Genomic DNA, 25,634 nt, shown 5'->3' with positions numbered 1-25,634 from the left:
GGGAACGCGAGCGCCTCACCAGCGCTTTCGCCCCTTCCCCGAACCTTTCGAGGCGACCCACCGTGTTCCTGACCATCACCACCACCGGCACCCCCGAACGCCCGGCGACCGAACTCGGACACCTGCTGCACAAGCATCCGGACAAGTCCCAGGCGTTCTCCACCTCCTACGGCACGGCGCACGTCCTCTACCCCGAGGCGGACGACCTGCGCTGCACGGCTGCGCTGCTGCTCGAGGTCGACGCGGTGGCGCTGGTACGGCGCGGCAAGGGCAAGGGACGCGGCGGGGCGCCCGACGCGGCACTCGCGCAGTACGTCAACGACCGTCCCTACGCGGCCTCCTCCCTCCTCGCCGTGGCGCTGAGCGGCGTGTTCTCCAGCGCGATGCGCGGGGTGTGCCGTGCCCGGCCGGAACTCCCCGCACTGCCCAGGCCGTTGCGCGTGGAGATACCGTCGCTCCCCGCCCGCGGCGGACCCGTTCTCGTACGGCGGCTGTTCGAACCGCTCGGCTGGTCGGTGACCGCCGAACCGGTCCCGTTGGACGACCGGTTCCCCGAGTGGGGCGACTCCCGCTATGTGCACCTGGTCCTGGAGTCCGGGGCCGTGACCCTCGCCGAGGCCCTGCGTCACCTGTACGTCCTGCTCCCCGTCCTCGACGACGCCAAGCACTACTGGGTCTCCTCCGACGAGGTCGACAAGCTGCTGCGGGCCGGTGCGGGCTGGCTGCCCGGCCACCCGGAGCAGAAGCTGATCACCAGCCGCTACCTGACCCGCCGCTGGTCGCTCACCCGGCAGGCGATGGAGCGGCTGGAGCTGGTGCGGCTCGCCGAGACCGACGACAGCGACGTCGAGGAGCTCGACAACGCGGTGGCGGCCGAGACCGGGACGGAGGAGAAGCCGACCCCGCTCGCCGTGCGGCGCCGCGCCGCGATCGTCGCCGAGCTGGCGGCCGCCGGTGCGGCCCGGGTGCTCGACCTCGGCTGCGGGCAGGCCCAGTTGGTGCAGGAGCTGCTCAAGGACCCGCGGTTCACCGAGATCGTCGGCGTCGACGTGTCGGTGCGCGCCCTCACCATCGCCGGACGGCGGCTGAAGCTGGACCGGATGGGCGAGCGGCAGGCCGCGCGCGTCAAGCTCCTCCAGGGCTCCCTCGTCTACACCGACAAGCGGCTCAAGGGGTACGACGCCGCCGTGCTCAGCGAGGTGATCGAACACCTTGACCTGTCCCGGCTGCCCGCCCTGGAGTACGCGGTGTTCGGCGCGGCCCGACCGCGCACGGTCCTCGTGACCACCCCGAACGTCGAGTACAACGTCCGCTGGGAGTCCCTGCCCGCCGGACACGTCCGGCACGGCGACCACCGCTTCGAGTGGACCCGCGCCGAGTTCCGCGCCTGGGCGGAGACCGTGGCGCGACGCCACGGTTACACGGTCGGGTTCACTCCGATCGGTCCCGATGACCCCGAGGTGGGGCCGCCCACCCAGATGGCGGTGTTCACACGCGGGGCCGCGAACGAGAGGACCGACGGCCGGACCGGCGCGGAAGCCGGCGAGCGGACCGGAGAGGAAGCCGGCGAGCGGACCGGAGAGGAAGCCGGCGAGCGGACCGGAGAGGAAGCCGGCGAGCGGACCGGAGAGGAAGCCGAAGAGAGGACCGGACAGGAAACCGGCGAGAAGGAGGCGGAGGCGGCATGACCGAGACCACGACCACAAGGCAGGGACGCGTCCTGCCCGTCACCGACCTCTCCCTCGTCGTCCTCGTCGGAGCCTCCGGCTCGGGCAAGTCCACCTTCGCCCGCAAGCACTTCAAGCCCACCGAGGTCATCTCCTCCGACTTCTGCCGCGGCCTGGTCTCGGACGACGAGAACGACCAGAGCGCCTCCGGCGACGCCTTCGACGTGTTGCACTACATCGCGGGCAAGCGCCTGGCGGCCGGCCGCCGTACCGTCGTCGACGCCACCAGCGTGCAGCAGGAATCCCGCCGGCACCTCGTCGACCTGGCGCGCGAGCACGACGTGCTGCCCATCGCCATCGTGCTCGACGTGCCCGAGGAGGTGTGCGCCGAGCGCAACGCGGCCCGCACCGACCGGGCCGACATGCCCCGCCGGGTGATCCAGCGGCACATCCGCGAGCTGCGGCGCTCCCTGCGCCGCCTGGAGCGCGAGGGCTTCCGCAAGGTGCACGTCCTCAGGGGCGTCGAGGAGGTCGAGCACGCCTCGGTCGTCACCGAGAAGCGGTTCAACGACCTCACCCACCTCACCGGCCCGTTCGACGTCATCGGCGACGTCCACGGCTGCGCGGCCGAACTGGAGGAACTGCTCGGCAAGCTGGGCTACGCCGACGGCGCGCACCCCGAGGGACGCACGGCGGTCTTCGTCGGCGACCTGGTCGACCGGGGACCGGACTCGCCCGGTGTGCTGCGCCGCGTGATGGGGATGGTGAAGTCGGGCACCGCGCTGTGCGTGCCGGGCAACCACGAGAACAAGTTCGGCCGTCACCTCAAGGGCCGCAACGTCCGGCCCACGCACGGACTCGCCGAGACCGTCGAGCAGATGGCGGGCGAGAGCGAGGAGTTCCGGCAGGAGGTGAGGGAGTTCATCGACGGCCTGGTCAGCCACTACGTCCTCGACGGCGGCCGGCTGGTCGTCTGCCACGCCGGTCTGCCGGAGAAGTACCACGGCCGCACCTCCGGCCGGGTCCGCTCGCACGCGCTGTACGGCGACACCACCGGCGAGACGGACGAGTTCGGCCTGCCGGTGCGCTACCCGTGGGCGGAGGACTACCGCGGCAAGGCGGCGGTGGTCTACGGCCACACACCCGTCCCGGAGGCCACCTGGCTCAACAACACCATCTGCCTGGACACCGGTGCCGTCTTCGGCGGCAAGCTGACCGCGCTGCGCTGGCCGGAGCGGGAACTGGTCGACGTACCGGCCGAGCGGGTCTGGTACGAGCCGGCCAGGCCGCTGCGCTCCGAGGCGCCCGGCGGGCACGACGGGCGGCCGCTGGACCTCGGCGACGTGCACGGCCGCCGGGTGGTGGAGACCCGCCACGCCGGCCGGGTCTCGGTGCGCGAGGAGAACGCGGCGGCGGCCCTGGAGGTCATCAGCCGCTTCGCGGTGGACCCGAGGCTGCTGCCGTACCTGCCGCCCACCATGGCGCCGACCGCCGCCTCAGAGGTCGACGGCTACCTCGAACACCCGGAGGAGGCCTTCGCCCAGTACCGGGAGGACGGGGTCGAGCGGGTCGTGTGCGAGGAGAAGCACATGGGCTCGCGGGCGGTGGTCCTGGTGTGCCGGGACGCCGAGGCGGCACGCAGACGCTTCGGGGTCGAGGGCGCCCCCGGCCCGGGCGGAGCCGCGGGCGGGCTGGGGCCGACGGGCTCCCTCTACACCCGCACCGGTCGTCCGTTCTTCGACGACCCGGCGGTCACCGAGGAGATCCTCGCCCGGCTGCGCCGGGCGGCCACCGAGGCCGGCCTGTGGGCGGAACTCGACACGGACTGGCTGCTGCTGGACGCCGAGCTGATGCCCTGGTCGCTTAAGGCCTCCGGGCTGTTGCGGTCGCAGTACGCGGCGGTCGGAGCGGCGGCCGGTGCGGTGTTCCCCGCAGCGCTGACCGCGCTGGAGAGCGCCGCGGCCCGCGGCGCCGACGTCGTCGGCCTGCTGGAACGCCAGCGTGCACGGGCCTCGGACGCCGCCGCGTTCACGGCCGCCTACCGCCGCTACTGCTGGACCACCGACGGTCTGGACAAAGTCCGCCTGGCGCCGTTCCAGATCCTGGCCGCGCAGGGCCGCAGCCTGGCCGAGCTGCCCCACGACCGGCAACTCGCGCTGATCGACCGCCTGGTGGAGCACGACACCACCGGCCTGCTCCGCACGACCCGTCGCCTGTACGTCGACGTGGCCGACCCGGAGTCGGTCCGGGCCGGCGTCGACTGGTGGCTGGAGATGACCGGCCGGGGCGGCGAGGGCATGGTCGTCAAGCCGCTCGGCGCCCTGGTGCGCAGCGCGCAGGGCCGGCTGGTCCAGCCCGGCGTCAAGTGCCGCGGCCGGGAGTACCTGCGGATCGTCTACGGTCCCGAGTACACCCGCCCGGAGAACCTGGCCCGGCTGCGGAAGCGGTTCCTGAACCACAAGCGCTCACTGGCTCTCCGCGAGTACGCCCTCGGCGTGGAGGCCCTGGCCCGGCTCGCCGACGGTGAACCCCTGTGGCGGGTGCACGAGGCGGTGTTCGCGGTGCTCGCCCTGGAATCGGAGCCGGTCGACCCGCGACTGTGAGACGACCGGAGCCCGCCGCCACCCGGTCCGGCACGAGCGGTGGCGGGCGCCAGGGCCGCCCGGGCCGCAGCGCCGCTCGTGCCGCTAGGGTAGCCGGGGCCTCGGAGATGGTCGAAAGGGCGCACGAACGTCTGTGCGGGGACGACTTCGTCCCGCGGCTCCTCCGAGGAGCGTGCGCACGGCCGTGACCGGTGGCCGCGGGAGGCGGAAACCGGCGAGCGGCGGGTGAAAGCGGGGTTCGGTGGTCAGGATGGAGGCATGGGATTCCATGTCGACTCCGAGGCCGGGCGGCTGCGCCGCGTCATCCTCCACCGGCCCGACCTCGAGCTCAAAAGGCTCACCCCCAGCAACAAGGACGCCCTGCTCTTCGACGACGTGCTGTGGGTGCGCCGGGCGCGCGCCGAGCACGACGGGTTCGCCGACGTGCTGCGCGACCGGGGGGTCGCCGTGCACCTCTTCGGCGACCTGCTGACCGAGACGATGGAGATCCCGTCGGCCCGGTCGCTCGTCCTGGACCGCGTCTTCGACGAGAAGGAGTACGGCCCGCTCGCCACCGACCACCTGCGGGCCGCGTTCGAGACGCTGCCCGCCCGGGAACTGGCGGAGGCCCTCGTCGGCGGCATGACCAAGCGGGAGTTCCTCCAGGCGCACGCGGAGCCCACGTCCGTGCGGTTCCACGTGATGGACCTGGACGACTTCCTGCTCGGCCCGCTGCCCAACCACCTCTTCACCCGGGACACCTCCGCCTGGATCTACGACGGGGTCTCCATCAACGCGATGCGCTGGCCGGCCCGGCAGCGCGAGACCGTGCACTTCGAGGCGATCTACCGCTACCACCCGCTCTTCCGCGGCGAGGGGTTCCAGGTCTGGTCCGAGGGACAGGCCGACTACCCGTGCACCATCGAGGGCGGCGACGTGCTGGTCATCGGCAACGGCGCGGTGCTCATCGGGATGAGCGAGCGGACCACCCCGCAGGCCGTGGAGATGCTCGCGCACAAGCTCTTCGCCGCCGGGTCGGCCCGTACGATCGTCGCGCTCGACATGCCCAAGAGGCGTGCCTTCATGCACCTGGACACCGTGATGACCATGGTCGACGGCGACACCTTCACCCAGTACGCCGGGCTGGGCATGCTCCGCTCGTACACCATCGAGGCGGGCTCGGGCGACAAGGAGCTCAAGGTGACCGACCATCCGCCGGAGCACATGCACCGGGCCGTCGCCGCCGCGCTCGGGCTGAGCGAGATCCGGGTGCTGACCGCGACCCAGGACGTGCACGCGGCCGAGCGCGAGCAGTGGGACGACGGCTGCAACGTCCTCGCCGTGGAGCCGGGAGTGGTGGTCGCCTACGAGCGCAACGCCACCACCAACACCCATCTGCGCAAGCAGGGCATCGAGGTGATCGAGATCCCCGGCAGCGAACTGGGCCGGGGCAGGGGCGGCCCGCGCTGCATGAGCTGCCCGGTGGAACGGGACCCGGTGGGAGGGCCCGGCGCCGCCTGAAGCGGGCGGAGGCGGCCGGACGACCCTGGCGCGTTGCATACAAATTCTGGGAATCGTATAGAATTCCATGAGTCCCTGTCCCTCACCCGTTGGAGCGCCCCCATGGCGACAGTCCCGACCGCCCTCGCCGGCCGCCACTTCCTCAAGGAGCTGGACCTCACCGGGGAGGAGTTCCGCGGCCTGATCGAGCTGGCCGCCGAGCTGAAGGCCGCCAAGAAGGCCGGGACGGAGACGCCGTACCTGCGTGGGAAGAACATCGCGCTGATCTTCGAGAAGACCTCGACGCGCACCCGCTGCGCGTTCGAGGTCGCCGCCGCCGACCAGGGCGCCTCGACCACGTACCTCGAGCCGTCCGGGTCGCAGATCGGGCACAAGGAGTCCATGAAGGACACCGCCCGCGTCCTCGGCCGGATGTTCGACGCGATCGAGTTCCGGGGCGACAGCCAGGCGGCCGTGGAGGAACTGGCCGCACACGCCGGCGTCCCCGTCTACAACGGGCTCACCGACGACTGGCACCCCACCCAGATGCTCGCCGACGTGCTCACCATGACCGAGCACTGCGCCAAGCCCCTGACCGAGACCGCCTTCGCCTACCTCGGCGACGCCCGCTTCAACATGGGCAACTCCTACCTCGTCACCGGCGCCCTGCTCGGCATGGACGTGCGCCTGGTCGCCCCCAAGAGCTACTGGCCCGCCCAGGAGATCGTCGACCGGGCGAACGGACTGGCCGCCGCGAGCGGCGCCCGCGTCACCCTCACCGAGTCGCTGGAGGAGGGGGTGCGCGGCGCCGACTTCGTCGCCACCGACGTGTGGGTCTCGATGGGGGAGCCCAAGGAGGTCTGGGACGAGCGCATCCGGGCGCTGGCGCCGTACGCCGTGACCATGGACGTGCTGCGCGCCACCGGCAACCCGGACGTGAGGTTCCTGCACTGCCTGCCGGCCTTCCACGACCTCGGCACCAAGGTCGGCCGCGAGATCCACGAGCGGCACGGCCTGACGTCCCTGGAGGTGACCGACGAGGTCTTCGAGTCGGCCCACTCGGTCGTCTTCGACGAGGCGGAGAACCGCCTGCACACCATCAAGGCGGTCATGGTCGCCACCCTGGCCTGACCGGACCCCGGCCACGGGCCACGGCGAGAACCTGACCGGCCGCCCCACCAGGCCGTATCCTGACCGGCGGTAGCGGAATCACCCATTCCGCTGCCGCCCGGCGACCCCATCCGGTCGCCCCGCACCACCAGAAACGAGCACCACCCCCCATGCCCGCTCCCCGCATCAAGTCCCCCCGGCGACTGCTCGCCGAATCCGGCGCCGACCGCGCGGGCCACGGCCTCAAGCGCACGATGGGCCTGTTCCAGCTGGTCTGCTTCGGCGTCGGCGCGATCGTCGGCACCGGCATCTTCGTCGGCCTGTCCGACTCGGTCGCCCAGGCGGGCCCGGCCGTCGTCGTCTCCTTCGTGCTGGCGGCGATCACCTGTGTGCTGACCGCGTTCGCCTTCGCCGAGCTGGGCGGCGCGATCCCGGTCTCCGGCTCGTCCTACTCCTTCGCCTACGCCGGACTCGGCGAGTCCACCGCCTTCCTGGTCGGCTGGTGCCTGCTGCTCGAGTACGGCGTGTCCGTCTCGGCGGTCGCGGTCGGCTGGAGCCAGTACGTCAACGAGCTGCTGCACAGCGTCGTCGGGTGGCAGCTCCCGGCCGTTCTGTCCGCGGGCCCCGGCGACGGCGGGATCGTCAACCTCCCCGCGGTGATCGTCATCGCCTTGGCCTCCCTGCTCCTGGTGCGCGGGGTGCGCGAGAGCGCCCGCGCGACCGCCGCGATGGCGGTGCTCAAGCTCGCCATCCTGATCGCCTTCTGCGCCATCGGCCTCACCGCCTTCAAGCACGGCAACCTCACCCCGTTCTCCCCGGCCGGCCTCGGCGGCATCGGCGCGGGCACCACCGCCGCCTTCTTCTCCTACATCGGCTTCGACGCGATCACCACCGCCGGCGAGGAGGCCAAGAACCCGCGCCGCGACATCCCGCTCGCCATCCTGGTCTGCATCGGCCTGGTCACCCTGCTGTACTGCGCGGTCGCGCTCGCCGCCATCGGCGCCATCGGCGGCGACCAGGTCGGCCACCGGGCCGCCGCGCTGAGCTATGTCGTCAACGCGGTGACCGGCTCGTCGATCGGCGGCGCGGTGATCGCCTTCGGCGCGGTCGTGGCCATCGCCTCCGTCGTGCTCGCCGTGATGTACGGCCAGACCCGCATCCTGCTGTCGATGTCCCGCGACGGCCTCGTCCCCCGCGTCTTCGAGAAGGTCTCGCCGAGGACCGCGACGCCCGTCGCCGGCACCCTCATCGTCGGCGTCGTCTTCGCGCTCCCCGCCGCCTTCGCCTCGCTGGACGCCGTGGTCAACCTGTGCACCATCGGCACTCTGGCCACCATGGCCGTGGTCAACGTCGCCGTGATCGCGCTGCGCCGCCGCGAGCCGGGCCTCCAGCGCGGTTTCCGGGTGCCGTTCTACCCCGTGGTCCCGCTGCTCGGCGTCGCCTGCTGCCTGTACCTGATGTACGAGACGGGCTGGAGCACCTGGCTCGAGTTCGCCGGCTTCCTCGCCGCCGGAGCGCTGGTCTACGTCCTCTACGGGCGCCGCCACTCGCGGCTGGCCGCCCGTCCCGAGGTCACCCCGGACGCCGCGGCCCAGGAGCTGCAAGCAGTCTGAACCACACCGCCTTGCCCGCCCCGGCAGGCCGGTGGCCGCAGGAGGAACTGAGGGCGCGGATCAGCAGCAGCCCGCGCCCGTGCTCCTGCCAGGGGTCGGGCGCCGTGAGACTCGGCCGGGTCAGATCGCCGGGCGGCGCCGGGTCGGGGTCGCGCACCTCGACGTGGCAGCCGGCCTCCAGCAGCTGGACGACCAGTTCTATCGGTCCGCCGCCCGCGGCGTGCTCGACGGCGTTGGCGACCAGCTCCGCCGTGAGCAGCTCCGCCGTGTCGCTGTCGGCCGTGCGCTCCGGCTCGGCCAGCGCCGTACGGACCAGGGCACGGGCCACCGGTACGGCGGCGGGCGTGTGCGGAAGCGCGACGCGCCACGACGACAGGGGCGGCCCGGCGTGCCGCGACGGGGGGCGGTGCCCGGACGTCGGGCGGGCGGTGGGTTCGTGCAACGTGTGTCCGTTCATGGCACAGGACGTCCCAGTGGTCATCATCAGGTGGTCCTGCTTTCGACGTGAGGAATGGTACGGGGGCCGCCGTCGCCCTCCGTGCCGGGGCCCCGGCCCCGGCACGCAGGGACTACCCACGCGAACGGCCGGCCTCCCGCCGCCACTCCCGCCGTTGCCGCGCCGTCGACGACCTGTGACGAAGCCACGGCGGGGCCACCCGCCCGGGCCACGGCGCCTCGTCCCTCTATCGCGCACTCGTGACGACGGTCACGGATGAGTGATAGCTTCATGAGGGAGAGCTGAGCGAGCAACGACAGAGGCAGTCCGCCGAGGAGGCCGTACGTCATGAGTCCCTTCACCGGCTCCGCCACCCGCACCGCCGACTGGCAGCACCTGCGCGTCGAGCTGGCCGACGGCGTCGCCACGGTCACTCTCGCCCGCCCCGACAAGCTCAACGCGCTCACCTTCGGCGCCTACGCCGACCTGCGCGACCTGCTCGCCGAGCTGTCCCGCGAGCGGGCCGTGCGCGCCCTGGTGCTGGCCGGCGCGGGGCGCGGCTTCTGCTCGGGCGGCGACGTGGACGAGATCATCGGCGCCACCCTGTCCATGGACACCGCCGAGCTGCTGGACTTCAACCGGATGACCGGGCAGGTCGTGCGGGCCGTGCGGGAGTGCCCGTTCCCGGTGATCGCGGCGGTGCACGGCGTGGCGGCGGGCGCCGGGGCGGTGCTGGCGCTGGCCGCCGACTTCCGGGTGGCCGACCCGAGCGCCCGGTTCGCGTTCCTGTTCACCCGGGTCGGCCTGTCCGGCGGCGACATGGGCGCGGCCTACCTGCTGCCCCGGGTGGTCGGGCTCGGTCACGCCACCCGGCTGCTGATGCTGGGCGAGCCGGTGCGGGCGCCCGAGGCCGAGCGGATCGGCCTGATCAGCCTGCTGACCGAGGAGGGCCACGCCGACGAGGCGGCCCGGTCGCTGGCCCGGCGCCTGGCCGACGGCCCGGCCCTCGCGCACGCCCAGACCAAGGCCCTGCTCACCGCCGAACTGGACATGCCCCTGGCCGCCGCCGTCGAGCTCGACGCCGCCACCCAGGCCCTGCTGATGAACGGCGAGGACTACGCCGAGTTCCACGCCGCCTTCACCGAGAAGCGGCCGCCGAAGTGGCGGGGGAGGTGAGGACGCGGTGACCGGCGCGGCGCACGTCGCGGTCATCGGCGGCGGCCCCGGCGGCCTGTACGCCGCCGCCCTGCTCAAGCGGCTCGATCCGGGCCGGGAGATCACCGTCTACGAACGCAACGCGCCCGACGACACCTTCGGCTTCGGGGTCGTCCTGTCCGACGAGACGCTCGGCGGGATCGAGCACGCCGACCCGGTGGTCCACCGGGCCCTCCAGCGGGACTTCGTGCGCTGGGAGGACATCGACATCGTGCACCGGGGCGTCCGGCACACCTCCGGCGGCCACGGCTTCGCCGCGCTGGGCCGGCGCCGGCTCCTGCAGATCCTGCACGAGCGCTGCCGCACCCTCGGCGTCGACCTGCGCTTTGGTACCGAGGCGCCGGATGCGGCCCGGCTGATGCGGACGCACGACCTGGTCGTCGCCGCCGACGGCGTGCACAGCGCCACCCGCGAGGCTTACGCGGACGTCTTCCGGCCACGGGTGACCGCCCACCGCTGCCGCTACATCTGGCTCGCCGCCGACTTCGCCCTCGACGCCTTCCGCTTCGAGATCGCCGAGACCGAGCACGGCGTCATGCAGCTGCACGGCTATCCGTACTCCCGTCCGTCGCCCGAGCGGCCCCCGGCGACGCCCTCCGGGCCGGAGGACCAGGGCGCCTCGACGGTCATCGTCGAGATGCGCGAGGAGGTGTGGCGGGCCGCCGGGTTCGCGGACATGGACGAGCAGGGGTCCGTCGAGCGCTGCGCCAAGATCTTCGCCGACGCGCTCGGCGGACGCCCGCTGCGCTCCAACAACTCCGCGTGGACCACCTTCCGCACGGTGGTCAACGAGCGATGGTCGCACGGCAACCTGGTGCTGCTCGGCGACGCCGCCCACACCGCCCACTTCTCCATCGGCTCCGGCACCAAGCTCGCCGTCGAGGACGCCCTCGCGCTCGCCGCCTGCGTGACGGAGCAGCCCTCCCTGCCCGAGGCGCTGGCGGCGTACCAGGCGGAGCGCGGGCCGGTCGTCGCCTCCACCCAGCGGGCCGCCCGGGCCAGCCTGGAGTGGTTCGAGAACGTGGGCCTGTACCTCCGCCAGCCGCCCCGCCAGTTCGCCTTCAACCTGCTCACCCGCAGCCGCCGGGTCACCCACGGCAACCTGCGGCTGCGCGACGCCCGCTTCACCGAATCCGTCGAGCGGGAGTTCGGCTGCCCGCCCGGCACGCCGCCGATGTTCACCCCGTTCCGGCTGCGTGGCCTGACCCTGCGCAACCGGGTCGTGGTCTCGCCCATGGACATGTACTCGGCCGTCGACGGCGTTCCCGGCGACTTCCACCTCGTCCACCTGGGCGCCCGCGCGCTCGGCGGCGCTGGACTGGTGATGACCGAGATGGTCTGCGTGAGCCCCGAAGGCCGGATCACCCCCGGCTGCGGCGGGCTGTGGACCGGCCGGCAGACCGAGGCCTGGCGGCGGATCACCGACTTCGTGCACCGGCAGGCGCCGGGCACCGCGATCGGCGTCCAGCTCGGCCACAGCGGGCGCAAGGGCTCGACGAAGCTGATGTGGGAAGGGATCGACGAGCCGCTTGTCGAGGGCAACTGGCCGCTCACGGCCGCCTCGCCGCTGCCGTACAAACCGGGCAGCCAGGTCCCGCGCCGGCTGACCCGAGCGCAACTCACCGACATCCGCGAACAGTTCGTCGCCGCGGCCCGGCGCGCCGACCGGGCCGGCTTCGACCTCCTGGAACTGCACTGCGCCCACGGCTATCTGCTCTCCGGATTCCTCTCCCCGCTCACCAACCACCGCACCGACGCCTACGGCGGCAGCCTGGACGGGCGGCTGCGCTACCCGCTGGAGGTCTTCGACGCGCTGCGCGCGGTGTGGCCCGAGGAGCGGCCGATGACGGTGCGCATCTCGGCGACCGACTGGGCCGAGGGCGGCACCACGGCCGAGGACGCGGTGGCGATCGCCCGCGCCTTCGCCGCGCACGGAGCCGACGCCATCGACGTGTCGACCGGGCAGGTGGTGGCCGAGGAACGCCCGGAGTTCGGGCGGTCGTACCAGACGCCGTACGCCGACCGCGTCCGGCACGAGGCGGGCGTCCCGGTGATCGCGGTCGGCGCCATCTCCTCCTGGGACGACGTCAACTCGCTGGTCCTGGCCGGGCGCGCGGACCTGTGCGCACTCGCCCGGCCGCACCTGTACGACCCGCACTGGACGCTGCACGCCGCCGCCGAACAGGGCTACGAGGGGCCCGCCGCCGTGTGGCCGGCGCCCTACCGGGCGGGCAGCCGGCCGCCGCGGACCGGCCGCACGGACGCTCCCCGGCCCCGTCTCACGCTGGAGAGCTGACGCCCTTCGGCGACAGATAGCCCCAGGCCCCGCAGAGCGGCCGCAGCGGTGCCGCTATCTCGTCGTCCGCCGGCAGCGCACGCCCCGGCTGCACCGTGCCGGTACGGATGTTGTCGCGCCAGTCGCCCAGGCCCCGGACCAGTTCGCCGCTCTCCTTCCTGCCGTAGCGCAGCATCGCCGGCTCGTACTCCAGGCCGAGGTGGGCGCACAGGCGGCGCATCTCCCGCTCCGGATCGGCGGTGATGTCCTCGTAGCGCACCGTGCAGCCGCCGACGCCGGCCTCGCGGACCTCCTCGACGGCCGTCATGTAGCGCAGCGCGTCGGTGACGGCCTTGTCGTACGGCCGCTTGACCGGGTCGCTCTCGTGCCAGGACCGGACGATCGACTCCGGGTGGCGCAGCAGCAGCACCAGGCGCGCGTCGGGCCAGCAGTCCAGGATGCGCCGGTACATGAAGGCGTTGGCCGGGGTCTTCTCGACGATGAAGTCCTTGCCGGACCGGACCAGTTCGCGGTGCATGACGCGGTCCCACAGCAGGTGCTCCAGATCGCCGCGGGCCAGCCCGAGGGCCTTCATCGCGCGCTCGGAGTGCCAGTTGTTGCAGATGACGTCGGTCCGGCCGAGGTGCAGTTCGTGCGGGGCGTGCAGTTGTGAGTGGGCGCCCAGCATCATGCGCAGCAGGGTGGAGCCGGAGCGGACCGAGGAGATGACGAACACGGGCCGTCGCAGCAGCCGGTCGACGGGCAGGTCCCGCTCCGACGGACGCCGGTACGCGGCCGCGGGCCCGGCGGACTTCGTGGGCTTCGCGGCGGCGGACGCCGCCGGGGCGGTCCGGGGAGCCCTCCGCACCTGGAGGCCGGTCGTGGCGGTGAGTGCCCGGTTCACGTTACGCATGAGACTCATGCGACCGGACGCTAGGTAAGGAAACTGAGAAGACGGTCGGAGCAGCCTGAGCGTTCCCTTACCCATCTGTCATGTGAGGCACATCACATGCGTGCGGGCGGCTCCGGAACGCCCGCGTAGACCGCCCCCGCCTCGTGCAGCCGCTGGTGCAGCGCCCGGAACACGGCGGCCGAGCGGGCCCCCGGCCAGTCGGCGGGCAGCAGCCGGGCGGGCAGACCGGGGTCGGCGTAGGGCAGGTGCCGCCAGGAGTCCAGGGCGAGGAGGTAGTCCCGGTAGGCGTCCTCGGGCGGGGTGTCCGCGCGCTGCTCCCAGGCCCGCAGCACGGGAGCGTGCCGGTCGAGGAACGCCTCGTGCCGCTCGGCGACGGCCGTCAGGTCCCACCAGCGCCCCACCGCCTGGGCCGTGGGAGTGAAGCCGAGGTGCTCGCCGCGGAAGAAGTCCACGTACCCGTCCAGCCCCAGCCGCCGCAGCGTGTGCCGGGTCTCCTCGTACAGCCGGGCCGGGGCGATCCACACGCCCGGCGCCGCCGTGCCGAAGCCGAGCCCGGCCAGCCGGGAGCGCAGCACGTGCCGCTTCTGCCGCTGCGACTCCGGCACCGAGAACACCGCCAGCACCCAGCCCTCGTCCCCGGGCCGCTCGGCCGCGTAGATGCGCCGGTCGCCGTCGTCGAGCAACTGCCGCGCCTCGGGCGACAGTCCGTATCCGGCCGTGCCGTGGGCGGTGCGGGCCGGCACCAGCAGCCCGCGCCGCTTCAGCCGGGACACCGAGGAGCGCACGGAGGGCGCGTCCACGCCGACGGCGGCCAGCAGCCGGATCAGCTCGGCGACGGGCACCGGGCCGGGCACGAAGCGGCCGTACGCGCCGTACAGCGTGACGATGAGGGACCTCGGGGCGGGTTGCGCGGGCTGCTCGGACACGTAGATCATTTTAGGTCGTCGGTATCACCGCTGGTCATGGCCGTCCGGATCGCGCAGCCGGAACCGCTGGAGCTTGCCGGTCGCCGTGCGCGGCAACGCGTCCGGGAAGACGATCTCGCGCGGGCACTTGTACGGCGCCAGCACGGACTTGACGTACGCGCGCAGCGCCTCGCCGTCCCGCGCCGCGCCCTCCCGCAGCACCACGTGGGCCACGACGACGTTCCCGCGCGCCTCGTCGGGCCGCCCGACGACCGCCGCCTCCACCACGTCCGGGTGGCGCAGCAGCGCGTCCTCGACCTCCGGCCCGGCGATGTTGTACCCGGCCGAGATGATCATGTCGTCGGCGCGGGCCACATAGCGGAAGTAGCCGTCGCGTTCGTGGACGTAGGTGTCGCCCGTGACGTTCCAGCCGTCGCGCACGTAGTCGCGCTGCCGCGGGTCGGCGAGGTACCGGCAGCCGATCGGGCCCTGGACGGCCAGCAGCCCCGGCTGCCCGTCGGGAACCGGCCGTCCGTCCGCGTCCTGCACCCGCGCCCGCCACCCCGGCACGGGAACCCCCGTGGTGCCGGGCCGGATGTCCGCGTCGGCCGCCGAGATGAAGATGTGCAGCAGCTCGGTGGCGCCGATGCCGTTGACGATGCGCACCCCGGTCCGCTCGTGCCAGGCGTGCCAGGTCGCGGCGGGCAGGTTCTCGCCGGCCGACACGCAGCGCCTGAGCGAGGAGACGTCGTGCTCAGCGAGTTCGAGTTCGCCGAGCATCGCCCGGTATGCGGTGGGCGCCGTGAACAGCACGGACACCCGGTGCTCGGCGACCGCGGCCAGAAGTTGCCCGGGACGGGCCTGTTCGAGCAGCAGGGCGCTGGCGCGGGCCCGCATCGGGAAGACCACCAGCCCGCCGAGACCGAAGGTGAAGCCCAGCGGAGGACTGCCCGCGAAGACGTCGTCCGGACGCGGTCCGAGCACGTGCGCGGAGAAGGTGTCCGCGATCGCCAGCACGTCCCGGTGGAAGTGGACGCAGCCCTTGGGCCGGCCGGTGGTGCCCGAGGTGAACGCGATCAGCGCCACGTCGTCCGCGGCGGTGGCCACGGCCGGGAACGGGCGGTCGGGCGCCGGACGGCGCAGCAGGTCGTCGGGGGCGTCACCGCCGTACGTCGTGAGGGCGAGCCCCGGTATCTCCGCCTTGACCAGGTCGTCCACGGCCCGGACGTCGCACAGCGCGTGCCGGACGCGGGCGATCTCGCAGATCGTGCTCAGCTCGTGCGGGCGCTGCTGGGCCAGCACGGTGACGGCGACCGCCCCGGCCTTGAGCACGGCCAGCCAGCAGGCGGCCAGCCACGGGGTGGTGGGGCCGCGCAGCAGGACGCGGTTGCCGGGGACCACGCCGAGACCGGCGGTCAGCACGTGCGCGATGCGGTCGACGCGGGCGCGCAGCTCGCCGTACGTCCACACCTCCCCGGAACCGGTACGGAACACCGGGCGCCCGGCGTCGGCCGGGCCGGCGCCGCCCAGCAGCTCGGCGGCGCAGTTCAGCCGGGCCGGGTAGCGCAGCTCCGGGAGGTCGAAGCGCAGCTCGGGCCACTGGTCCGGGGGCGGGAGGTGGTCGCGCGCGAAGGTGTCGACGTGGGCCGAGGCGGCCGGCCGCGCGACGCCGCTCCCGGAACCCTCGTCGGGGCCCTCCCCGGGGCCGCTCCCGGTGCTCTCCTCGGCGCTGTCCCTGGTGTCCTGCCCGACCGGGCCCCTCGGCTCCATGGCGGTTCGCCCCCTCGTCGTGGTGGGCTCGCACCTGGAGCGTATCGCGTTGGTGACGACAGTCAACGGTACGCGATACGGTGGGAGCGAACCCCGGTCCAGCCGGGGGAGGGAGGACCGGCGAATGCCCGCATTCTCACTCGAACCGGAACGGCTCGCGCGGTGTGCGCGGTTGCGCGCCCTGGCCGCCGACCGGCTGCGTCCGCTCGCGGAGAAGGGCGAGCCGGGCCGCGTCAACCGGGCGCTCCTCGCCGAACTGGGCCGACTCGGCCTGCTGGAGCGCCTGTTCACCTCGGGCGCCCTGGACCTGTGCCTGGTGCGGGAGTCCCTGGCGTACGCCTGCACCGAGGCCGAGACCGCCCTGGCCCTCCAGGGACTCGGCGCCCACCCCGTCCACGCCCACGGCACCCCCGCCCAGCGCACCCGCTGGCTGCCCGCGGTGGCCGACGGCAGCGCGGTGGCGGCCTTCGCCCTGAGCGAGCCGGACGCGGGCTCCGACGCGGCCGCCCTCACCCTGCGGGCGGCCCCGGACACCGCCCGGGCCGCCGGCGCCCGCCCCGGCGGCCGGCCGGGCTGGCGGCTCACCGGTGAGAAGTGCTGGATCTCCAACGCCCCCGAGGCCGACTTCTACACCGTCTTCGCGCGCACCACCCCCGGCGCGGGCTCCCGCGGCATCACCGCCTTCCTGGTACCGGCCGACCGCCCCGGCCTCACCGGCGGCGCTCTGGAGATGCTGTCCCCGCACCCCATCGGGACCCTCGCCTTCGACGGCGTCCCGGTCACGGCCGACGACGTGCTCGGCGAGGTGGACCGCGGCTTCCGGGTCGCGATGAGCACCCTCAACCTCTTCCGCCCCAGCGTCGGCGCCTTCGCCCTCGGCATGGCCCAGGCCGCGCTGGACGCGACGCTCGCCCACACCGCCCGCCGCGACGCCTTCGGCGGCAAGCTGAGCGACCTGCAGACCGTCGCCCACCAGGTCGCCGAGATGGCCCTGCGCACGGAGGCGGCCCGCCTGATGGTCTACGCGGCGGCGACGGCGTACGACGACGGCGCCCCCGACCTGCCCAAACGCGCCGCCATGGCGAAACTGCTGGCCACCGAGAACGCGCAGTACGTCGTCGACAAGGCCGTCCAACTGCACGGCGCCCGCGCCCTGCGCCGCGGGCACCTGCTCGAACACCTCTACCGCGAGGTGCGCGCACCCCGGATCTACGAGGGCGCGAGCGAGGTGCAGCGGGCAATCATCGCCAAGGAGCTGTACGCGGCGCCACGTCCGACCACGGAGGCCCCGTGACCGCCGAGCGCGTCAACCCGCCCGAGCTGTCCCCGCCCACCGGCTTCTCGCACGCCGTCGTCGCCACCGGCTCCCGCCTGCTGTTCCTGGCCGGCCAGACCGCCCTCGACGCCGACGGCGAAGTGGTCGGCGACACCCTGCCCGAACAGTTCGAGCGTGCCCTCGGCAACCTCCTCACCGCACTGCGCGCCGCCGGCGGCGCCCCCGCCGACCTGGCCCGCGTCACGGTCTACGCCACCGACATCGCCGCCTACCGCGCCCACGCGCCCCGGCTGGGCCGCATCTGGCGCGAGTCGGCCGGCCGCGACTACCCGGCCATGGCGGTCGTGCAAGTGGTGCGCCTGTGGGACGAGCGGGCCCTGGTGGAACTCGACGGCTTCGCCGTCCTCCCCTGACGGCTCCGGAACCTCCACGCCCGGAGGCGGGCACGGCCATCCGCCGGACGTACCCGTTCCGCCGGAAGCGCCCACCTCGCCGGACGGCCGCATCCCGCCGGACGCGCCCACCTCGCCGGGCGTACCCCGCTTGGTGCAGCCCGTCGGGCCGTGACGACCCGGACTCGCCACCGAAGGGGTGAGGATCACGGCCGCGCGCATGACCACCCGGTACCAGTGGAAACCCCCATACCAGTTCCCGGGAGGCCCTCATGTCCGTAGCGTCAGCGTCCCTCAGATCCGTCCGGCCCGTTCTCGGCGGCCTCTGCGTCCTCGGCATGGCCGCGGCCGCGCTGCTCCTGGCCGCACCGGAGGCCCCGGCCGCCCCCGCGGCGGTGGCCACGGCCGGGTCCACCGCCGCGGTCGAGACCGTGACCGTGGACCGGAAGGTGCGGTTGGCCAAGGACGGCACCGTCACGATCTCCGGCACCTACCGCTGCACCGGAGCCGAAGGCCCCGTCTTCGTCAGCTCCTCCATCAGCCAGGACGACTTCCGCACCAGCAACGGCATCGGCGGCACCCGGGCCGTCTGCGACGGTGCCGTGCACCGCTGGGCCAACACCGGCCGGCCCGGCCGCGCCCCGGCCCCGGGGGCGGCCCAGGTCCAGGCCACCGTCATGGAGCTCGTCCGGCACGGCATCCTGCTGCTGCCCGACTTCCATGCGATCGGCGAGCGGGACGTGACCCTGGTCAAGGCCTGACCGGGGCCGCGCCGCCTCATTCCGGCGGGCCGTCGAGGACGTCGTAGACCAGGAGCCCGTCCTCGCGCAGCCGCGCGCCGACCGTCGGGACGTGGGGGACGGTCCGCCCGTCGTGCATGAGGTGGCGGACCGGCACCCCGCGGGCGAGCACCGCGAAGTCCGCGATGAGCCGGCGGTGGCAGCGCCACCAGACCGCCTCGCCGCACATCACCGTCGTACGGGCGCGGGCCGCCTCGTCGAGCAGCCGGTCCATGGCGGCGACGAAATCGGGCGAGCGGGTGTGGGCCGCGTAGCCGCGGAAGGAGTCGTTGCGCCAGAAGGTGTCCGGGCCGTCCGGTTCCGGTTTGCGGAACCCGCCGAGGGCGGGTTCCCACCGGTAGGCGACGCCGCTGCCGGGCAGCCACTCGGCGAGCCGGTCCCGGAGCAGGTCCGGGTCGCGGCGGCTGCCCGGCGCGGTGCGTACGTCCACGACCGACGTGACACCGGCCCGGCCCAGCAGGCCGGTGATCCGCTCACGGTCCGCGGTGCCGTGCCCGAAGGTGAGCAGAGGCGTTTCCATGGGTGCCGAACCTTCACGATCGGGGAGGTACGGGTCACCAGGGCCGCCGCCGGCATGCACGGGGCCGAGCCGCCGCGCATGCCCAAGTCACGGCGGCAGCGGCCCCGGCCACGCCCGTCCTACATGTTGATCATGTGGCCGGCCAGTCCGTGCACCGCTTCCTTGACCGCCTCGCCCAGCGTCGGGTGGGCGTGGACGTTGCGGGCCACCTCGTGCACCGTGAGGTCCCACTGCTGGGCCAGGGTCAGCTCGGGCAGCAGCTCGGTCACCTCCGGGCCGATCAGGTGGGCGCCGAGCAGTTCGCCGTGGGTGGCGTCGCTGATCACCTTCACGAACCCGGCCGGCTCGCCCAGACCGTGCGCCTTGCCGTTCGCGGTGAACGGGAACTTCGCGACCTGGACGTCGAAGCCCGCCTCCCGGGCCTGCGCCTCGGTGTAGCCGAAACTGGCTATCTGCGGCTGGCAGTAGGTCGCGCGCGGGATCATCCGGAAGTCGACTTCCATGGTCTCCGCGCCGCCGATGGTCTCGACGGCGATGATGCCCATGGCCTCGGCCGCGTGGGCCAGCATCAACTGGCCCGTCACGTCGCCGATCGCGTACAGGCTGGGCACGTTGGTGCGGCCGCGCGCGTCGACCTCGATGGCGCCCCGGTCGGTCAGCCGCACCCCGGTCGCCTCCAGGCCGTAGCCGTCCACCCGGGGGGCGAAGCCGATGGCCTGGAGCACCTTGTCGGCCTCCAGGACCTGCCGGGTGCCGTTCTTGTCCACGGTCACCCGGACCGGCCGAGCCGGGTCGGAGTCGTCGATGGACTCCACGCGGGTGGAGGTGTGGACCTCGATGCCGAGTTTGCGGTAGTGCTTGGCGAGTTCCTTCGACACGTCGGCGTCCTCGGCGGGCACGACCCGGTCGGCGAACTCGACGACGGTGACCTTCACGCCGTAGTTGTGCAGCACGTACGCGAACTCGACCCCGATGGCGCCGGCACCGGCGATGATGATGCTGCCGGGCAGCCGCTCGGTGAGGATCTGCTCCTCGTAGGTGACGACGCGCTCGCTCAGCCGGGTGCCGGGCAGCAGCCGGGTGGTGGCGCCGGCCGCGATGACGCAGTGGTCGAAGGTGACCGTCCGGGTGCCGCCGTCGGCGAGTGCGACCTGGAGCGTGTTCGCGTCGCTGAAGGTGCCGCGGCCGGTGTACTCGGTGATCTTGTTCTTGCGCATCAGGTAGTGGACGCCGGCGACCCGGCCCTCCGCCACGTCGCGGCTGCGCTTGAAGGCCGCGCCGTAGTCGAACGTGATCGGGGACTCCGACCGGATCCCGTACGTGTCGGCCCGCTGAGTGACCGTGTGGGCCAACTCGGCGTTGCGCAGAAGGGCCTTGGAGGGGATGCAGCCCACGTTCAGGCAGACACCGCCCCAGTACTTCTCCTCGACCACCGCGGTGGACAGGCCCAGTTGGGCGGCACGCACCGCGGCGGTGTAGCCGCCGGGACCCGCGCCCAGGACAACGACATCGTAATGATCGCTCATGCATGTCACTCTGGACGATGACGCGGGGCTGCCGCAACGAACACCGCGCGTGACGCTGCGAACACCGGAGACGACGCGACGGACGCCAGGCGCGACGGCGCGGACGCCGGGCACGACGGGGCGAGGCTGCCACCGGGACCGCGGGGAGGGGCGGGTGCCGCGCTGCCACCGGCACGGCGGGCCGAAGGCCGGGTGCGACCGCGCGGACACCGGGCGCGGTGCCGCCGGGACCCGGTGCCGCCGGGACCCGGAGCCGCCGGGACCCGGAGCCGCCGGGACCCGGAGCCGCCGGGACCCGGAGCCGCCGGGACCCGGTGCCGGGCGCCGGCATCGGGACCCACCCCGTCCTTCCCGGCCGGGCGTCAGCCGGGCAGCATGGCGCGGCGTCCGGGCGCGGCGGAGGACTGCGTGGTCATGCCGCCGTCCACGACGAGGAGCTGGCCCGTGAGGTAGCGGGACTCGTCCGAGGCGAGGAACACCATGGTGTGGCCGATGTCCTCCGGGGAGCCCAGGTACGGCAGGGCGTTCCCCCGCCGGAGGGAGTCGACGACGTCCTCGGGCAGGTTGTTCTCCAGGGCGGGCGTCATGACGGCGCCGGGGGCGATGGCGTTGCAGCGCACCCGCTGGGGTCCGTACTGGACGGCGATCGACTTGGTGATGCTGACCACGGCGGCCTTGACGGCTCCGTAGGAGGTCTGCAGGACGTCGCCGACCAGGGCGGCCACGGAAGCGGTGTTGATGATGGACCCGCCGCCGGCGCGGATCATGTGGGGCACCGCGTACCGGGCGCCCAGCAGGGTGCTGCGCATGTTGAGGGCGACGGCCCGGTCGAACTCGGCCATGTCCATGCGCAGCAGGTCGAGGTCCCGGCGCGGGTCGGTTCCGCCGACGTGGTTGCAGAGCACGTGCAGCCCGCCGAACTCGCCGACGGCCGCTTCGATCATGCCGGCCACCGAGGTCTCGTCGGTGACGTCCACGGTGACGGGCAGGGCCCGCCCGCCCGCCGCCTCGATCGTCCTGGCGGTCTCCTCGGCGCTCGGCGTGTGGTGGTCGGCGACCACCACACGGGCGCCCTCCGCGCTCATCAGCTCGGCGGCGGCCCGCCCGATCCCGCTGCCGGCGCCGGTGATCACGGCGACCTTGTCCTTGAGGCGTTCCATCGCCGAGTCCTTCCGTCGGGGGTGCGGCGTCAGCCGCTCGATGTGCATGATGCACACGACATGCACGATACACATCGTGTGCATCATGCACAAAGACCTCCCGGGCGGGGGCGCGGATGGGCGAAGATGAGGGGGAACCGACCGGGGAAGAGGATCGAGGGCATGACTGAGCAGCAGCGCCGGCTGAGCGACCTGGAGCGGGAGCTGACCCTGCTGTCCCGGCACTTCGTCGCCGCCCGGGGACCTCGCGTCGGCCAGAGCCTGGAGCGTTCGGCGTACGTCCTGCTCACCCGCCTGGAGGTCGGCGAGCCGCTCACGCTCAAGGAGCTGGCGCACACCTTCCAGGTGGGCCTCTCCACCATCAATCGGCAGGTCAGCGCCATGCTCCGCAACGGCCTCGTCGAACGCATCCCCGACCCCGAGGGGGGCATGGCCCGCAAGTTCCGCCCCACCGCGCTCGGTCTGGAACGCCTCGAGGCCGACCGGGCGGTCAGCCGTGCGGGAACCACGCGCCTCATCGAGGCCTCCGGGTGGACGGAGGAGACGACCGGGCGGTTCCTCGGCCTGCTGATCGAGTTCAACCAGAGCATCGAGCGGCTGGAAGGGCTGACCTGGTCGCGGTCGGGCGAACCGGACGCCTCCCCGGCCGCCGACTGACCCCGGGCGGACCGGACGCCTCCCCGGCCGCGGACCGACGCCGGAAGCGGTGGGCGAACCGGCCACTTCCCGACCACCCCCTGGGCGTGGAACGGTTCATGACATCCTGTGACGTCACAGGACGTCACAGTCGCAGGATGCCGACGACAAGGGCGGGCGTCCGAAGGGTCGGGGAAGATCGATGAAACTCTGCTTCCTGGTGGAGGAGCAGTACCGCCACGACGGCATGCCGGTCGAGGTGATCCGCCAACTCACGTCCTGGGGGCACCAGGTGGACGTGCTGCGGCCGGGCGGGTCCCTGCTGCGCATGACCGAGGCGGTGCAGGCGGGCACCCATGACGCGTGGGTGCTCAAGACGGTCTCCGGCGGCCCCGGGCTCACCCTGCTCGAAGCCGCGGCCTCGGCCGGACTGACGACGGTCAACGACGCCCGGTCGATACGAGGCGTACGGGACAAGGCGCTCGCCGCGGCGATCGGCCGCGGCCGCGGGCTCCCCCTGCCGCCCACCTACGCGGCGGCGCGGCCCGAACTGCTGGCCGAGATACCGGCGTCGGAGTACCCGATCGTGGTCAAGCCCGCCGACGGCAGCTCGGGACGGGCCGTGCACCTGGTGACCTCACCGGAGCGGCTCGCCCACACGGTCGGCGAACTGGCGGGCGAGGGAATGCTCATCGCCCAGCCCTACGTGGCCAACTCGGGCGTGGACATCAAGGTCTACGGCGTCGGCGGGAAGCTGTACGCGACCGAGCGCCGCTCCCCGCTCCACCCCGAGCACCCGGTACGGGAACGGCGGGTGCCGCTGTCGGCCGAAGTGGCCGCGATAGCCGCCCGGGTCGGCGCGGTCTACGGCCTCGACCTCTACGGCGTCGACGTGGTGCTGGGACCGGACGGCCCCGTGGTCGTCGACGTGAACGACTTCCCCAGCTTCCGTCAGGTCCCCGACGCGACGGCCCGGGTGGCCCGGGCGGTGCTGGAGCTGGCGGCCCGCACGGACCGCGGGCCCGACGCGGCCGGGGCGGCCCCCGTCCGGATGCCGGAACAGCGCGGCGAAGCCGTCGACGGCGCTCAGACCCCGGTGCGTCCCGGCCCGGCGCAGGTCCCCGTGGCGGCGGGCAAGACCGGATGAGGATCGGCCTGATCACCCGCGACCCCGGCCATCCGCTGCTGGCCGGCACCACCGCCCTGCTCGCCCCCGGGCACGAGGTGGAGACGCTGGATGCGGAGACGGCGACGGACGTCCCCGGGCCGCTCGCCGACGTCTACCTGCTGAAGGCGCGTACGCCGCGCGCCCTGTCCCTGGCCCGCGCCCTGGAGCGGCGTGGCGCCCCGGTGCTGAACTCGGCCGCCGCGACCGCGCTGTGCCAGGACCGCACGGCGATGGCGGAGCGGGCCCGGCGGGCCGGCCTCCCGTTCGCCGCCACCCGCACCTGGCCCACCCTCGCCCGGCTGGCCGCCGGAGCGGAGCCGCCCTGGCCGGTGGTGGTCAAGAGCCGGCACAGCCGCAAGGACGACCTGGTGGCCCGCGTCGACGACGCCGCACGACTCCGGGAGCTCGCCGCCGCCTTTCCGCGGGAGCCGGTCGTCGTCCAGGAGTTCGCGCCGAACAGCGGCTGGGACCACAAACTGTGGGCGATCGGGGACCGGCTCTTCGCCGCCCTGCGCCGCTCCGAACTCGCACCCGGGGAGCAGGGCCCGGCCCAGCCCCTCGACCCCGGCAGCCTGCCGGAAGGCTGGTCCGCTCTGGTGCACCGGGTCGGTGAGGTCTTCGCCCTGGACGTCTACGGTGTGGACGTCATCGACGACGGCGACGGCGCCCCGCTGATCGTGGACATCAACGCCTTCCCCGGCGTCCGGGGCCAGTCGGGAGCCCCGGAGGCCCTGGCGGCCCTGACCCTGGCCCGGGCCGGGACCGGGTCGGCCGGTCGGCGTCTCGCGGCGGACGCTGTGGGCGGGACCTGAGCAGGGACGGGGCTCGCGCCGCATGACGCCGAGGGGACGGACCGTACGCCCTCCCCTCACCGGCCGATGTTCATGTCACGGCCCGCCTGGTTGATCACGGAGTTGTCCCCGGCCCGCGCGTGCATCGTCACCGTGCGGGGGGACGACGCCTCGCTCCTCGACAGGAGGGGGGTCAGCACCTCGTCCAGCACCCGCCGGAGCTCCTGGTGGACGGCGGGATCGGCGCCCACCAGCCGCTGGAGCCGCCGCTGCCAGTCCCGCACCAGCTCCTCCTCGGCCTCCAGGTCCTCGGCCTGCCGGGCCGCCAGCACCTCCTCCCGCACCTCGGCCAGCTCCCCCTCGATGGCCGGGACCCGCTCGGGCCGCACCCGCTGCCACAGGGTGAGCACCCCGTGACGCGCCTGCTCCCAGGCGTCGGTCGCCATCGAACTCACCAGGGCGCTCGCAGCCGTCATCACCAGTGGGTCCATGTCCCCTCCCCTTTCGCTGTCCCTCGTCCGCCGTCGCACCGGTGGCGCGTCGCCGCCCGGGCTCAGCCGCCCTGGTCCGCGGCGGGCTGCCAGACGACGGCGTCGAACTCCACGGTGAAGGCGAAGTCCGCATCGTTGACCTTGACGATCTTGAGCCTGGCGATGCGGTTCTGGTCGGTCCGCACGCACAGCACGGCGCCCTGCCGCAGCGGCGCCGAGGCCAGACCGGCGGCGTCGGCCGATTCGGCGCACTCGCCCTGCCCGGGCGTCGAGCCCTGACCCGTCCACTGCGCGATGGACCCGCCGTTCGCCGCCCAGGCGTCCAGTCCGTTGCCGGACAACCCGAGGGTGACGTCGGCACCGTATGCGGACGAACTCCCTCCGGGGTGAGTGCTGTCCAGATCCTTGCCCTGGGTGCCGACCACCAGGGTGCCCTGCCACTGCACAGCCGGTTCGGTGGCCGGCCGCTGCGGAGAACGGCTCGGCGGCGGTGTCTCCAGGGCGTCGGTGTCCGGCGCGCTCGGGCCGTCCGTCCTGCCCGCCACACCGGCGGCGCCCCCCTGCGCCGTCGGACCCTCGGCCGAAGCACCGCCGGACGAGAGGGAGGAGACCTGGCCGGCCGGCTTGTCCGACCGGTCGACGATGACGGCGTATCCGATCAACGCGCCGACGACGGCGACGATCACCACGGCCAGAGCCACCCACCCGGTGGAGCGGACGTTGGTGACCGCATGGAAGTTGTAGTCGCGCCCCGCCTGGTTGATCTGGCTGCCATCACCCGAGCGGGCGCCCTGACGGCCACCGGCCATGGGCGGCTGGGGCGGCCCCCATGGAGGCTTCGATCTGTCACCGGACACTGCCGCATCCCCCCGCGTCACGCTTCGTGCG

22 protein-coding genes are annotated in these 25,634 nt (G+C 73.4%); 13 read left to right on the top strand and 9 right to left on the bottom strand.

The window, feature by feature from the left end; translation table 11 throughout:
* Positions 1 to 62: 62 nt before the first annotated feature.
* The 5 genes from ACF061_RS19330 to ACF061_RS19310 all read left to right on the top strand — a co-directional run bounded on the left by ACF061_RS19330 (position 63) and on the right by ACF061_RS19310 (position 8,472).
* Complete coding sequence (locus ACF061_RS19330) at positions 63 to 1,688, top strand: 3' terminal RNA ribose 2'-O-methyltransferase Hen1 (RefSeq protein ID WP_392268098.1); 1,626 nt, start codon at positions 63 to 65, stop codon at positions 1,686 to 1,688.
* Entirely contained in the window at positions 1,685 to 4,270 is a 2,586-nt protein-coding gene (locus tag ACF061_RS19325; protein ID WP_392268097.1) for a polynucleotide kinase-phosphatase, read from the top strand. Before ACF061_RS19330 ends, ACF061_RS19325 begins: the two co-directional genes overlap by 4 nt.
* Positions 4,271 to 4,528: 258 nt before the next feature.
* On the top strand, positions 4,529 to 5,770 hold the full coding sequence (locus ACF061_RS19320; RefSeq protein ID WP_392268096.1) for an arginine deiminase: 1,242 nt from the start codon (positions 4,529 to 4,531) through the stop codon (positions 5,768 to 5,770).
* A gap of 102 nt (positions 5,771 to 5,872) precedes the next feature.
* Positions 5,873 to 6,880, top strand: coding sequence for an ornithine carbamoyltransferase (gene argF / locus ACF061_RS19315; RefSeq protein ID WP_392268095.1), 1,008 nt, complete (start codon positions 5,873 to 5,875; stop codon positions 6,878 to 6,880).
* Between the two features lie 149 nt (positions 6,881 to 7,029).
* Positions 7,030 to 8,472: an amino acid permease gene (locus ACF061_RS19310; RefSeq protein WP_392268094.1), complete on the top strand. Its 1,443-nt coding sequence runs from the start codon at positions 7,030 to 7,032 to the stop codon at positions 8,470 to 8,472.
* On the opposite strand, the gene ACF061_RS19305 is transcribed toward ACF061_RS19310, so the two are convergent.
* Complete coding sequence (locus ACF061_RS19305; protein ID WP_392268093.1) at positions 8,432 to 8,956, bottom strand: ATP-binding protein; 525 nt, start codon at positions 8,954 to 8,956, stop codon at positions 8,432 to 8,434. The two genes, ACF061_RS19310 and ACF061_RS19305, sit on opposite strands and share 41 nt — an antisense overlap.
* A 300-nt stretch (positions 8,957 to 9,256) precedes the next feature.
* Between ACF061_RS19305 and ACF061_RS19300 the strand changes: the two genes are divergently transcribed.
* The gene (locus ACF061_RS19300) at positions 9,257 to 10,084 is read left to right on the top strand and encodes an enoyl-CoA hydratase family protein (RefSeq protein ID WP_392268092.1); all 828 of its coding nucleotides are present in this window, start codon (positions 9,257 to 9,259) and stop codon (positions 10,082 to 10,084) included.
* A 7-nt stretch (positions 10,085 to 10,091) separates the two neighbouring features.
* Entirely contained in the window at positions 10,092 to 12,419 is a 2,328-nt protein-coding gene (locus tag ACF061_RS19295; protein ID WP_392268091.1) for a bifunctional salicylyl-CoA 5-hydroxylase/oxidoreductase, read from the top strand.
* Here ACF061_RS19295 and ACF061_RS19290 read toward each other — a convergent pair.
* The 3 genes from ACF061_RS19290 to ACF061_RS19280 form a co-directional block, all read right to left on the bottom strand.
* Entirely contained in the window at positions 12,403 to 13,320 is a 918-nt protein-coding gene (locus ACF061_RS19290; RefSeq protein ID WP_392268090.1) for a sulfotransferase family protein, read from the bottom strand. The genes ACF061_RS19295 and ACF061_RS19290 overlap by 17 nt on opposite strands.
* Positions 13,321 to 13,403: 83 nt before the next feature.
* The gene (locus tag ACF061_RS19285; RefSeq protein ID WP_392268089.1) at positions 13,404 to 14,246 is read right to left on the bottom strand and encodes a PaaX family transcriptional regulator C-terminal domain-containing protein; all 843 of its coding nucleotides are present in this window, start codon (positions 14,244 to 14,246) and stop codon (positions 13,404 to 13,406) included.
* Positions 14,247 to 14,261: 15 nt separating this feature from the next.
* Positions 14,262 to 15,986 carry an AMP-binding protein gene (locus ACF061_RS19280; protein ID WP_392268088.1) on the bottom strand — a complete coding sequence of 575 codons (1,725 nt, stop codon included), beginning with the start codon at positions 15,984 to 15,986 and terminating at the stop codon, positions 14,262 to 14,264.
* Between the two features lie 124 nt (positions 15,987 to 16,110).
* On the opposite strand from ACF061_RS19280, the gene ACF061_RS19275 reads away from it, so the two are divergent.
* From ACF061_RS19275 to ACF061_RS19265, 3 genes are all read left to right on the top strand, one after another.
* The gene (locus ACF061_RS19275) at positions 16,111 to 17,280 is read left to right on the top strand and encodes an acyl-CoA dehydrogenase family protein (protein ID WP_392268087.1); all 1,170 of its coding nucleotides are present in this window, start codon (positions 16,111 to 16,113) and stop codon (positions 17,278 to 17,280) included.
* Complete coding sequence (locus tag ACF061_RS19270) at positions 17,277 to 17,675, top strand: RidA family protein (RefSeq protein WP_392268086.1); 399 nt, start codon at positions 17,277 to 17,279, stop codon at positions 17,673 to 17,675. The genes ACF061_RS19275 and ACF061_RS19270 overlap by 4 nt, the downstream gene beginning before the upstream one ends.
* A 251-nt stretch (positions 17,676 to 17,926) precedes the next feature.
* Entirely contained in the window at positions 17,927 to 18,415 is a 489-nt protein-coding gene (locus ACF061_RS19265) for a DUF6299 family protein (protein ID WP_392268085.1), read from the top strand.
* Between the two features lie 16 nt (positions 18,416 to 18,431).
* On the opposite strand, the gene ACF061_RS19260 is transcribed toward ACF061_RS19265, so the two are convergent.
* The 3 genes from ACF061_RS19260 to ACF061_RS19250 form a co-directional block, all read right to left on the bottom strand.
* On the bottom strand, positions 18,432 to 18,974 hold the full coding sequence (locus tag ACF061_RS19260) for a DUF488 family protein (RefSeq protein WP_392268084.1): 543 nt from the start codon (positions 18,972 to 18,974) through the stop codon (positions 18,432 to 18,434).
* A 119-nt stretch (positions 18,975 to 19,093) separates the two neighbouring features.
* Positions 19,094 to 20,500, bottom strand: a complete 1,407-nt coding sequence (lpdA, locus tag ACF061_RS19255; protein WP_392268083.1) for a dihydrolipoyl dehydrogenase — start codon at positions 20,498 to 20,500, stop codon at positions 19,094 to 19,096.
* A 362-nt stretch (positions 20,501 to 20,862) separates the two neighbouring features.
* Positions 20,863 to 21,660 (bottom strand): SDR family NAD(P)-dependent oxidoreductase, encoded by a 798-nt coding sequence (locus ACF061_RS19250; RefSeq protein WP_392268131.1) that lies wholly within the window; start codon positions 21,658 to 21,660, stop codon positions 20,863 to 20,865.
* A 162-nt stretch (positions 21,661 to 21,822) separates the two neighbouring features.
* Here ACF061_RS19250 and ACF061_RS19245 point away from each other — a divergent pair, with 162 nt between their 5' ends.
* The 3 genes from ACF061_RS19245 to ACF061_RS19235 all read left to right on the top strand — a co-directional run bounded on the left by ACF061_RS19245 (position 21,823) and on the right by ACF061_RS19235 (position 24,276).
* Positions 21,823 to 22,317, top strand: a complete 495-nt coding sequence (locus ACF061_RS19245) for a MarR family winged helix-turn-helix transcriptional regulator (protein ID WP_392268082.1) — start codon at positions 21,823 to 21,825, stop codon at positions 22,315 to 22,317.
* Between the two features lie 181 nt (positions 22,318 to 22,498).
* Positions 22,499 to 23,443 carry a RimK family alpha-L-glutamate ligase gene (locus ACF061_RS19240; RefSeq protein WP_392268081.1) on the top strand — a complete coding sequence of 315 codons (945 nt, stop codon included), beginning with the start codon at positions 22,499 to 22,501 and terminating at the stop codon, positions 23,441 to 23,443.
* Positions 23,440 to 24,276: a RimK family alpha-L-glutamate ligase gene (locus tag ACF061_RS19235; protein ID WP_392268080.1), complete on the top strand. Its 837-nt coding sequence runs from the start codon at positions 23,440 to 23,442 to the stop codon at positions 24,274 to 24,276. The genes ACF061_RS19240 and ACF061_RS19235 overlap by 4 nt, the downstream gene beginning before the upstream one ends.
* Positions 24,277 to 24,332: 56 nt before the next feature.
* Here ACF061_RS19235 and ACF061_RS19230 read toward each other — a convergent pair whose 3' ends face one another.
* On the bottom strand, positions 24,333 to 24,746 hold the full coding sequence (locus ACF061_RS19230) for a hypothetical protein (protein WP_392268079.1): 414 nt from the start codon (positions 24,744 to 24,746) through the stop codon (positions 24,333 to 24,335).
* Positions 24,747 to 24,808: 62 nt separating this feature from the next.
* Complete coding sequence (locus ACF061_RS19225; protein WP_392268078.1) at positions 24,809 to 25,555, bottom strand: hypothetical protein; 747 nt, start codon at positions 25,553 to 25,555, stop codon at positions 24,809 to 24,811.
* Positions 25,556 to 25,634: the final 79 nt, after the last annotated feature.

This window comes from Streptomyces sp. NPDC015220, assembly GCF_043079345.1.
Lineage (GTDB): Bacteria > Actinomycetota > Actinomycetes > Streptomycetales > Streptomycetaceae > Streptomyces.
This window is presented reverse-complemented; position numbering and strand designations above follow the sequence as displayed.